The sequence below is a fragment of the Streptomyces fildesensis genome (assembly GCF_016107395.1).
GTDB lineage: Bacteria > Actinomycetota > Actinomycetes > Streptomycetales > Streptomycetaceae > Actinacidiphila > Actinacidiphila fildesensis.
The window spans coordinates 1-242 of sequence record NZ_JAAIKO010000358.1; the positions used below are offsets into that span (position 1 = coordinate 1).

General features: G+C 55.8%; 1 pseudogene. It reads left to right on the forward strand.

What is annotated here, in order from left to right:
- Positions 1–242: pseudogene (locus C6N31_RS47480) on the forward strand (hypothetical protein); the annotation flags it as partial.

The window sequence follows — 242 nt, forward strand, 5'->3', positions numbered from 1 at the left end:
GGAGAGTTTTCTACGCCTCCCAGCTCACTGCGAAACCGCGCCTTCTCGAGCCCATCTATCTGGTCGAGATCCAAGCCCCGGAGCAAGCTCTGGGTGGCATTTACAGCACTCTGAACCAGAAGCGTGGCCATGTGTTCGAGGAACTGCAGCGGCCAGGCACTCCGCTCTACAACATCAAGGCTTATCTCCCCGTTGTTGAATCCTTTGGTTTCTCTGAACATCTCAGAGCTGCTACTTCCGGC